The 9,434-nt window shown below is 65.1% G+C and carries 10 protein-coding genes; 2 read left to right on the top strand and 8 right to left on the bottom strand.

All coding sequences use genetic code 11. The annotated features are described in order from the left end of the window. Both ORS3428_RS23465 and uxuA read left to right on the top strand, forming a co-directional pair. Positions 1 to 775, top strand: a 775-nt coding sequence (locus ORS3428_RS23465) for an ABC transporter permease (RefSeq protein WP_071100669.1), incomplete at its 5' end; no start/stop codon positions are given. Next, the gene (uxuA, locus tag ORS3428_RS23460) at positions 772 to 1,983 is read left to right on the top strand and encodes a mannonate dehydratase (protein ID WP_071100668.1); all 1,212 of its coding nucleotides are present in this window, start codon (positions 772 to 774) and stop codon (positions 1,981 to 1,983) included. The genes ORS3428_RS23465 and uxuA, both read left to right, overlap by 4 nt. A gap of 36 nt (positions 1,984 to 2,019) precedes the next feature. On the opposite strand, the gene ORS3428_RS23455 is transcribed toward uxuA, so the two are convergent. From ORS3428_RS23455 to iolE, 8 genes are all read right to left on the bottom strand, one after another. After that, positions 2,020 to 2,232, bottom strand: a complete 213-nt coding sequence (locus ORS3428_RS23455) for a hypothetical protein (RefSeq protein WP_131802941.1) — start codon at positions 2,230 to 2,232, stop codon at positions 2,020 to 2,022. Between the two features lie 53 nt (positions 2,233 to 2,285). Further along, a complete protein-coding gene (locus tag ORS3428_RS23450) occupies positions 2,286 to 3,224 on the bottom strand; it encodes a sugar phosphate isomerase/epimerase family protein (RefSeq protein ID WP_071100666.1) in 939 nt (312 codons plus the stop codon). Positions 3,225 to 3,257: 33 nt separating this feature from the next. Further along, entirely contained in the window at positions 3,258 to 4,250 is a 993-nt protein-coding gene (gene iolG / locus ORS3428_RS23445; RefSeq protein ID WP_071100665.1) for an inositol 2-dehydrogenase, read from the bottom strand. A 61-nt stretch (positions 4,251 to 4,311) separates the two neighbouring features. After that, a complete protein-coding gene (locus ORS3428_RS23440) occupies positions 4,312 to 5,130 on the bottom strand; it encodes a carbohydrate ABC transporter permease (protein WP_071100664.1) in 819 nt (272 codons plus the stop codon). Further along, the gene (locus tag ORS3428_RS23435; protein ID WP_071100663.1) at positions 5,127 to 6,032 is read right to left on the bottom strand and encodes a carbohydrate ABC transporter permease; all 906 of its coding nucleotides are present in this window, start codon (positions 6,030 to 6,032) and stop codon (positions 5,127 to 5,129) included. The genes ORS3428_RS23440 and ORS3428_RS23435 overlap by 4 nt, the downstream gene beginning before the upstream one ends. Further along, positions 6,032 to 7,345 carry an extracellular solute-binding protein gene (locus ORS3428_RS23430; protein ID WP_071100662.1) on the bottom strand — a complete coding sequence of 438 codons (1,314 nt, stop codon included), beginning with the start codon at positions 7,343 to 7,345 and terminating at the stop codon, positions 6,032 to 6,034. The genes ORS3428_RS23435 and ORS3428_RS23430 overlap by 1 nt, the downstream gene beginning before the upstream one ends. Continuing rightward, complete coding sequence (locus ORS3428_RS23425; RefSeq protein WP_071100661.1) at positions 7,342 to 8,439, bottom strand: ABC transporter ATP-binding protein; 1,098 nt, start codon at positions 8,437 to 8,439, stop codon at positions 7,342 to 7,344. Before ORS3428_RS23425 ends, ORS3428_RS23430 begins: the two co-directional genes overlap by 4 nt. 30 nt (positions 8,440 to 8,469) lie before the next feature. Next, the gene (gene iolE, locus ORS3428_RS23420; protein ID WP_071100660.1) at positions 8,470 to 9,381 is read right to left on the bottom strand and encodes a myo-inosose-2 dehydratase; all 912 of its coding nucleotides are present in this window, start codon (positions 9,379 to 9,381) and stop codon (positions 8,470 to 8,472) included. Positions 9,382 to 9,434 lie beyond the last annotated feature (53 nt).

The following is a 9,434-nucleotide window of genomic DNA, read 5'->3' as shown; positions in this document are numbered from 1 at the left end:
CTTCTTCGTCCTCAACGTGCTGGCGCTCATCGCCACGGTGGTGATGAATTCCTTCGCGACACGCTGGCTCGGGACCTGGCTTCCGCTGGGCTGGACCGGCCGCTGGTACGGCGATGCCTGGGGCGAGTTCCAACTCGGCAATGTGCTGACGGCGACATTCGAGATCGTCTTTTCCGTGGTTGTGTTGTCCGGTCTGATCGGCGTGCCCGCGGCCTATGCGCTGGCGCGCCGCGATTTCCCCGGCAAGCGCGTGGTCATGCTTTTGTTCCTGCTGCCGATCCTCGTGCCGCCGATGACCTACGGCATTCCGCTTGCGACCGTGCTCTATTCGACACCTTTCGGCGGCACCATGTGGGGCGTGATCCTCGCCAATCTCGTGCCGACCGTCCCCTTCGTGATCCTCGTCATGATTCCCTTCGTCGAGCAGATCGATCCGCGCATTGAGCACGCGGCGCGCGTCTTYGGCGCGAATACCTTCCGCCTCTTCGTCCATGTGCTGGTGCCGCTGCTGGTTCCGGGCGTGCTTGCGGCGCTGCTCTTGGTGCTGGTGCGCACCATCGCCATGTTCGAACTGACCTTCCTCACCGCRGGGCCGACGAGCCAGACGCTGGTGGTCGCGCTCTACTATTCCGTCTTCGCTGCCGGTGTGCGCGCCGGCCAGTCGATCGACGCCATGGCGGTCATCTACATGATCACGACGCTGATCTGGCTGGTGATCGCGCTCCGTTTCGTCAATCCGACCCAGATCGTGACAAGGGCCAAGCAAACATCATGAAACATGTCTGGCGCTGGTTCGGTCCGGTGGACAAGGTCTCGATCGCCGATGCCAGGCAGGCAGGCGCGCGCGGCATCGTGACCGCGCTCCACCATGTTCCCTATGGCGCGGTGTGGACGCGCGAGGAGATAGCCAGGCGCCAGGACGAAGTGCGGCGCATGCCAGACGGCACGCCCTCGACGCTCGAATGGGAGGTGGTCGAAAGTCTGCCGGTCTCGGAGRYCATCAAGACGCAGACAGGGCCATGGAAAGAGCATCTCGYCACCTATCGCGCATCGCTGGAGAACCTCGCAGCGTYCCGAATAGCGACCGTCTGCTACAATTTCATGCCGGTGCTCGACTGGACCCGCACCCAGCTTGCATGGCGCCTGCCCAATGGCGGCACGGCCATGCGCTTCGACCTTGTCGACTTTGCCGCCTTTGATATCCATGTCTTCAAGCGCCCGGGCGCGGCGGWGAGCTTTGACGCGTCCGTTGTGGAAGGGGCCGGCCGCCGTTTCGCGGCAATGGATGATGAGGCCCGCAAGCGTCTTGCGTGCAGCGTCAATGCGGGCCTGCCGGGCGCGGCGGATCAATATTCCCTCGACGATCTTCGTGGCCAGATCGCCAGCTATGCGAAGATCGGCGCCGAGCACTTGCGCGGGAACCTCATCGATTTCCTTGCCGAGGTCGTGCCGACTGCGGAGCGTCTCGGCATGCGCATGTGCTGCCACCCCGACGATCCGCCATTCCCGCTGCTTGGCCTGCCGCGCGTCATGTCGACCGAGGAAGGCTATCGCGCCGTGCTCGATGCCGTCGGCAGTTCGGCGAATGGCGTCACCTTCTGCACCGGTTCGCTGGGCGCGCGTCACGACAATGACCTTCCGGCAATGTTCGCGCGGCTGGCCCCGCGCGTGCATTTCATCCACCTGCGCAATGTGAAACGCGAGACCGACACGGTGCCGTGTTCCTTCTACGAGGATGAGCATCTGGCGGGTGATACCGACATGGTCGCGGTCGTCGCGGCGATCCTGAAGGAGGAGAGGCGCCGCGAGGCGGAAGGCCGCACCGATGCGCAAATCCCCATGCGGCCCGACCACGGTCAGGATATTCTCGACGACCTGAGCCGCGGCGCACAGCCGGGCTATCCGGCCATCGGACGGCTCAAGGGGCTTGCCGAACTGCGCGGCGTGGAAAGGGTGCTGACGTCGGCCGTTGCGGCGGCATGAACGCCCGGCGCGGCGCTTGCCTTGAGATGTTCGTCGTCATCCTGACTTGAGCTGCGCGCGCACCGCGTCCCGAAAGCTGCGGAAGCTCGGGTATCCCAAAAGCGCAAGCAGCCTGATGAGCGTGGTGGCGGGAAGGCCGGTGGCTTCGGCCATGCCGGCCGCCGTCATGAAGGCGGCGTCGGCCCATCGGCAGCGCAGGAAATCGCCGAGCGCCGGATGCTTGGCGACGAGCTTGGGCTCGCAGGCCATGGCCGAGACCAGGGTCGGCGGCGGCVCCGGCCTTCCGGGTCGATCTGCGCGCATCAAGCCAGATTGATGGCGACGTTGCGCAGCAGCGCCACGGATTTGCGCATGCCTTCCATCGGCGACAGCATCATGTCCTCGTGCTCGACGGAGAGCACGTCGTCATAGCCGACCTGTTTCAGCGCGACGCAGAACTGCCGCCACCAGGTCTCGCCGTGACCATAGCCCAGCGTGATGTAGTTCCAGGCCCGATCGRCATAGTGGTTTGGCGGACGCGCATCGAGCACGCCGTCGATGGCCGCCGGTGTCGGTTCGATGCGCGTATCCTTGGCGTGTACGTAGTAGATTGCCGAGCCAAGCTTGCGCACGGCGGCGATTGGGTCGGCGCCCATCCAGAGCGGGTGACTCGGATCATAGTTCGCGCCGACCGTTTCGCCGACGGCATCGCGAAGCCGCAATAGGGTCTGGACGTTGTACACCGCCTGATGGCCGTGCAGTTCCAGGCACAATTTGCCTATGCCGAGATTGTTGGCGAATTCAACGAGATCGCGCCAGTAGGGAATGATGCAATCGTCCCACTGGTAGCGCTGGATGTCGGCGCATTCGGGCGGCCAGTCGGTGACGATCCAATTGGGGTTGGCATCGCCCGGGCCGCCGGGCAACCCGGACATCATCACCACCCGATCGATCCCCATCAGGCTCGCCAGCCGGATCGTGTCCTCGGTCACCTGACGGTGCTTCTTGCCTTGCGGTCCCGGATGCAGCGGGTTGCCCGAGCAGTTGAGCGCCGCGATCGTCAGCCCGTGGTCGCGGACCTTGGCGACGAACTCGGCGCGGGTCGCGGCACTGTCCAGCATAGCCGCGAGATCGATGTGCGGTGCGGACGACCAGTTGCCRCACGCGAATTCCAGCGTCTCCAACCCGAGTTCGGCCGAGGCGTTGAGCATCTCGTCAAAGGTAAGGTTGCCCAGGCTGTCGGTGATCATACCAATCTTCATTTCGGGACTCCCGGTTGACTTGGGACCATCCGCTCACAGCGTCACAGGCTCGAACCTGCCGGACCGGGCGGAGGCAAGCGCCGCCTCGCAAAGGATCATGGCCTTGCGGCCGTCGCTGGCTGTGACGGCGGGCTTCTTTCCCGTCTCCACGCATGTGATGAAGTGATCGATCTCGGCCGCGTAGGATTCGGCGTAGCGTTCGACGAAGAAATAATAGGGCTTGTCGCGCGATATGCCCTTGTCGCCATACATCTCGACCGAGGTCGGCAGCCGGTTACCGGCCTGCAGCATGCCGTTGGCGCCGTGCACCTCGATGCGCTGGTCGTAGCCATAGGCGGCCCTGACGCTGTTGTTGATGTGGCACTGCCGGCCGGACGCGGTGCGCAGGATGAACATCGCGGTGTCGTAGTCGCCGAGCTTCCTGTAGTGCGGCGCCACCAGCGATGAGCCGGTCGCAAAGAGTTCGGCCGGCTCCTCGCCGAGCAGGTTGCGCGCCATGTCGAAGTCGTGGATGGTCATTTCGCGAAAGACGCCGCCGCCTCCGGCCAGCGCCTCCTCGGTTTCGGGTTCGGGATCGCGGCTGGTGATGATGACCTGCTCGACCGCGCCGATCTCGCCGGCGGCAAGGCGCTCCTTCAGCGCCCGGAAGCTCGGATCGAAGCGGCGGTTGAAGCCGATCTGGAACGGCACGCCCGCTTTCTCGACGGCGGCCAGGCACTCGTCGGTGCGCGTGAGGTCGAGATCGATCGGCTTCTCGCAGAAGATCGCTTTGYCCTTCGCCGCGGCGGCCATGGCAAGCTCGGCATGCGTGCGCGTCGCCGAAGCGATGAACGCCATTTTCACCGACGGATCGTTCATCGCGGTCTCTGTGTCGGCGATCTCGGCGCCGGTAACGGCAGCGACCTTGGCGGCAGCTTCGCGATTGGGATCGACGATGTAGCGCAGCCGCACCCTTGGATGACGTGCGAGATTGCCCGCATGCACAACACCGATCAGCCCCACTCCGAACAGACAGACATCCATCATGCGTTCGACTCTCCTGTCAGGTCGRCCTTTCGCGGAACGGCCGGTTCATATTGAGCGGCATTCATTTCACTGCGCCCATAGTGAGCCCGCGCACCAGATGGCGCTGCACCAGGAGCGCGAAGAAGACGATCGGCAGCGCGCCGATGACGCCGGCCGCCGCCATCGAGGCCCAGTCGGTATCGATGCGGCCGATCAGCGTCGCGGTGCCGCGAGGCATGGTCATGGCGCGCGGCGTCGCCGTCAGTGCCAGTGCGAAGAGGAACTCGTTGAAGGTGACCAGCACCGCGAAAATGGCGGTCGCAGCTAACCCGGGGGCGGCCAGCGGCAGCGTGATGCGGCGGAAGGCGCCGAAGCGCGAATCGCCGTCGACCATTGCGGCTTCCTCGAGATCGACGGGGATCTCGCGGAAGAAGCTCTCCATCATCCAGACGCAGAAGGTGACGTTGAAGGCGGTGTAGGTGGCGATCAGGCCGAGCCAGCTGTCGAGCAGGCCGAGGCCGAGCATGAGCAGATAGACCGGGATTAGGATGACGACCGGCGGGATGATGCGCAGCGTCAGAAGGAACAGGCCGACCTTGCGCTCCGCGGCGAAAGGCAGGCGGAACCTGACGATCGCATAGGCGCCCATGGCGCCGACCACCAGCGCGATGGCGACGGAGAAGAAGGTCACCACCAGCGAGTTCGTCAGGTAGGAACCGAACTGCTTTTCGGTGAACAGCCGGACGTAGTTGTCGAGCGTCGGCACGTGCGGGTAGAGCGTGCCTTCCTGCGTGATCTCGCGGTTGGACTTGAGCGAGGTGGAGACCAGCCAGTAGATCGGCAGCAGGACAACGGCCAGAACGAAGATGGTCGTGAGGATGCGCGCCAGACGGGTGCTCATGACGCATCGATCCTGCGCAGAAGCCTGATGGCGCTCAAGGCGAGCGCGAGCACGACGAGGCCRATCGTCACGAACAGTGCCGCCGCGTAACCGGTCTGCTGGAACTTGAACGCGGTGTCGTAGCCGTAGATCGAGATCAGCCTCGTCGCCTCGCCCGGCCCGCCACGGGTCAAAACGAAGACCTGGTCGAAGGTGCCGAAGGCGTCGATGGTCCTGAGCACGATCGCCACCGCCAGTACCGGCCGCATCATCGGGAAGGTGAGATCGGCAAAGACGCGCCATGCGCCGGCGCCGTCGACGCGCGCGGCCTCGAAGGGCTCGTGCGGCAGCGATTGCAGCCCGGCGAGCAGGATCAGGAACATCAGCGGCGTCCATTCCCAGACGTCGAGCACRACAAGGCCGATAAAGGCGTTGAGCGGATTGCCGAGGATCTGCACCGCGCCGCCGCCCGTCGCCTGCGACAGCGCCGTCAGCATGCCGGCGTCGCTGGCGTAGATGAGCCTGAAGACGATGGCGACGACGACCGGCGTGACCACCATCGGGATGATGAGCACGGTCCGCAGCAGGCGGATGCCCTGAAACTCCCGCAGGCAGAAAAGCGCGAGTGCAAAGCCCAGCACCGCTTCGAACGATACCGACAGTGCGACGAACCTCACGGTGACCCAGAGCGAATTCAGGAACTGCGTGTCGCTCCACAACCTCGTGTAGTTCTGGAACCCGACATCGCCGACCGGCGAGCCATAGCGATAGGCTTTTGTGCTGGCCCTGAGGCCATCCCAAAGCGGATAGACAAGGACGCCGAGCACGATCGTCAGGCCCGGCGCCAGCATGAGATAGGGGAGGGCGAGGTCGAGTCCCGCCCCCTGCAGGCGATATTTGCGTGCCTGCGTCATGTCGCGCATCAGTAGTAACCGGCCGTGGTCAGGTAGTCCTTGACCTGCTTGGCGGCCGTGTCGAGCGCGGCGCCGCCGCCGGAGYCCGCCTGCAGCGCCTTGTTGAGCTCGATGCCGAGCAGTTCCTCCACCTTCGCCCAGTCGGGCGTGCGGGGTCTCGRCAGCGCGCCGGCGTTGAGCTGCTTGAGGGCCACCGGGATCAGTCGGTTGCCGGGCTTGGCGATGCCGAAGGCGCTGCGCTTGACCGGGATCGAGCCCGCTTCCGACAGCTTGGCCTGCGTTTCGGCGCTGACGTACCACTTCAGGAACTCGATCGCGTTTGCCTTGTTGGGCGCCGATTTCGGCACGCCGGCGATGAAGATGCCCATCTGGGCGATCGCCTTTTCCTGCTTCGGCACGACGCCGAAATCGAGCTTGCCCRCCACCTTGGTCTGGGYGGGRTCGTCGGCCTTCAAGGCATTGCCGGAATACTGGATGATGGCGCCGGCGTCGCCGCCGAGGATCKCCGCGCCCTCCTGGTCGGAGTCGAACTCGACCACGCCGCTCGGCGCGTTCTGCTTCATCGTGCCGACAAAGAAATCGGCGGAGGCCTTACCCTCGGCCGAATTGAAGATCGGGTTCCACTTGTCGTCGAAGAAGGAGCCRCCGAACGACAGGAAGATCGGATACCAGCTGGTGACGATCGGATTGCCCGTAACGCCGCGGAAGACGACCGGATACTTGATCTTGCCGGCGGCTACVCCTTCCTTGCCCTTGGCGATCACCTCGTCCCAGGTCTTGGGCGCGCCGCCGGTGAAGACGTCGTTGCGGTAGGTGAGCGTCTGCAGGTCGCCGACGAAGGGCACGCAGATCAGCGTCGGCTTGCCGTTCTCGAAGCCCTTGACGCGCGGGCCCTTCTGCGGCGGCCAGTAGCCCATGTCGATCATGGAACCGATCCAGTCCTTGTCGGAGCCGTCGATGCCGCCGGCGCCGAGATCCTCGAGCACGTTGGCGGCGCCGAACTGMGGCACCCATGGATCGTCGAGCAGATAGAGATCGTACTGGCCGGCGCCGCTCTGGGCGTCGGCGAACCACTTCTCCAGGGTCACGCCATATTCATCCTCGAGGAACTGGATGTCGAAGCCCTGCTCCTTCGCGAGCGGGATGATCTTCTGCTTGAACGGCGTCGGCCCGCCATCGGCGAAGGCGCCGATGATGACCTTCTTGCCGGCTGCCATGGYGGGCATCGGCAAGCCGAGGGTGGTGAGGGCCGTGGTGGCGAGCGCCAGGCCGAGCCCGCCCTTGATGACGGAGCGGCGAGTAAGTCTGCTGGAATGCATCATTTCTCTCTCCCATTGCTGTTGACCCTGTGGACGGCGGTGAGGCCGGCCGAATTGAAGAAACAGGCGTTCGCCGGGTCGAAAGCGACGCCGATGCTTTGGCCGACCGCGCCCCTGAAATCGCGGCCGGCCCGTACCGAGACGTTGCCGCCTTCGAGGCGGACATTGACCAGTGTCTCGTTGCCCATCGGCTCGACGACATAGATTTCGCCGGGCAGCGCACACGGTTCGCCCGGCTGGGCGACGCTGCAGTCTTCCGGCCGCAGCCCGATCTCCACGATCCCGGCGAGGCGRCATGCGTCGAGCCGCGACTGCTCCAACGGCACGATCTTGCCGCCGACCATCACGCCTTGCTCGCTTGGCGCAGCCGGCAGGATGTTCATCGGTGGGTTGCCGACGAAGGTGGCCACGAAGCGGTTTGCCGGACGGTCGTAGATGTCGATGGGCGGCGCCATCTGCTGCAATTCGCCGCCATGCATGACGGCGACGAGGTCGGCCATCGTCAGGGCCTCGACCTGGTCGTGGGTGACGTAGATGGTGGTGGCGCTGAGGCGCTGGCAGAGCCGCTTGATCTCGCCGCGCATGGTGAGCCGCAGCCGCGCGTCGAGATTGGAGAGCGGCTCGTCCATGAGGAAGGCCGCCGGGTCGCGCACGATCGCCCGCGCCAGCGCCACGCGCTGGCGCTGGCCGCCGGAGAGCTGGCGCGGCCGCCGATCGAGCAGGTGGCCGATCTCGAGGATGGCGGCGACCTCGCCGATCTTGGCCTTTCGCCCGRCCTCCGGCGTGCCGCGGATCCACAGCGGATAGCCGATGTTTTCGGYGACCGTCATCTGCGGGTAGAGCGCATAGCTCTGGAAGACCATGGCGATGTCGCGGTCGCGCGGCTGCAGCCGGGTGACGTCGCGCTCGCCGATGAAGACCTTGCCGGCGGTCGGCATGTCGAGCCCCGCCAGGATGCGCAGCGCCGTCGTCTTGCCGCAGCCCGACGGGCCGAGCAGGGCGAGGAATTTGTGGTCCGGCACGGCGAGGTCGAGCGACCGCAGCACGTTGAGCGCGCCAAAATTCTTGACCACATTTTTGTACAGGACCGAACTCATCGCCTTCTCCGGCGCTCCCCGMTTGTTCCCTCAGCCCTTCCGCTCGTCGACCGTGAATCCGRCCTTGCCGGCAAGCTCGCGCAGGTTGCGGTAGCCCATCGTGGCATAGGTCAGCGGATGTGCCTTGGCCGGATCCTGCTCGGCCTCGACCACCAGCCAGCCGGAATAGCCGTGATCGGCGAGGATATTGAGCAGCGTATGGTAATCGATCGCGCCGTCGCCGGGCACGGTGAAGATGCCTTCCATCACCGCGCCCATGAAGCTCATGTCGGCGTCGCGCGCCTTCTTCAGCATGRCCGGGCGCACATCCTTGCAATGGACATGGACGATACGGCCGACATGCCGGCGCAGCAACTGCTCCGGATCGCCGCCGGAGAAGGCGCAGTGGCCGGTGTCGTAGAGCAGGCCGACCGCCTCGCCGGTGACATCCATCAGCATGTCGATCTCGGCGTCCGTCTCGACGATCGTGCCCATATGGTGGTGGAAGGCCATGCCGACGCCGAACTCGGCAAAACGCTCGGCCAGCCGCGTGATCTTTTCGCCGTAAGGCTTCCATTCCTCGGCCGAAAGTCTCGGCCGCTGCGAGATCGGATCATGGATGGCGCCGTGRCGGCCGCGCGAAGTGTCGGCATAGACGACATGTTTCGCGCCGAGGTCCCTGAGYAGCGTCAGATGCGGGCTGATCGCCTCGAATTCGGCTTCGACGTCTTTCTCRCAGATGCGCCCGTCATACCAGCCGGAAACCAGCGCCAGCCCGTATCGGTCGAGGATGGGTCCGAGCGTGCGGCTCTCGCGCGGGAATTTGCCGCCGAGTTCCGTGCCGGCATAGCCGGCTTCGGCGGTTTCGCTGAGACATGTCTCGAGCGGCGTGTCRCCGCCCAGTTCCGGCACGTCGTCATTGGTCCAGGTGATCGGATTGATGCCAAGTCTGACTGCGGTCATTGCTCGCTTTCCGCCCGCGGCCGCAAAGCTGCGAGCTGTTCGTTTCAGGAGGA

The sequence above is a fragment of the Mesorhizobium sp. ORS 3428 genome, assembly GCF_001854785.1.
Classification (GTDB): domain Bacteria; phylum Pseudomonadota; class Alphaproteobacteria; order Rhizobiales; family Rhizobiaceae; genus Mesorhizobium.
The sequence above is the reverse complement of the archived record's forward strand: the minus strand, read 5'-3'. Positions and strand labels throughout refer to the sequence as shown.

Excerpts from the sequence above, each read along its gene's own strand:
- ORS3428_RS23440 (WP_071100664.1), bottom strand. The coding sequence starts at position 5,130 with ATGAGCACCCGTCTGGCGCGCATCCTCACGACCATCTTCGTTCTGGCC.
- ORS3428_RS23455 (WP_131802941.1), bottom strand. The coding sequence starts at position 2,232 with ATGGCCTGCGAGCCCAAGCTCGTCGCCAAGCATCCGGCGCTCGGCGAT.